This window comes from Zoogloea sp. LCSB751 (assembly GCF_002028455.1).
Taxonomy (GTDB): Bacteria; Pseudomonadota; Gammaproteobacteria; order Burkholderiales; family Rhodocyclaceae; genus Zoogloea.
Genome location: NZ_MWUM01000129.1, coordinates 1 through 297, shown reverse-complemented (window position 1 = coordinate 297; position 297 = coordinate 1). Strand labels below are relative to the sequence as shown.

Here is a 297-nt window from a genome sequence, read left to right as displayed (position 1 = left end):
AGGACGTCCCCCTCAAGGTGTTCGCCCCCAGCTCCTGGTGGGTGCAGCAGTACCGGATCCCGCTGGCGCAGCAGGGACCGGACCTGCACCATGTCTATGCCATCGAGCTTGCCACCGACGACAGGATGCAGCCCGGGGACTACAGGTTGATCCTGGAAAAGCTGGAGTTCTATGGCCGCTGGGGCAAGCCGGGGGACTTCTACCGCCAGCTACTGCTGGGCTGGCTGATATACGGGATATTGCTGTTTCTGATCCAGTACCTGTGGATGGGGGACCGGCTGCGCCAGGCCCGTGAGG

The 297-nt window shown here is 63.3% G+C and carries 1 protein-coding gene; it reads left to right on the top strand.

What is annotated here, in order from left to right; translation table 11 throughout:
- Window positions 1–297: hypothetical protein (locus B4920_RS26045; RefSeq protein WP_216820042.1), on the top strand; the 297-nt coding region annotated here is incomplete at both ends.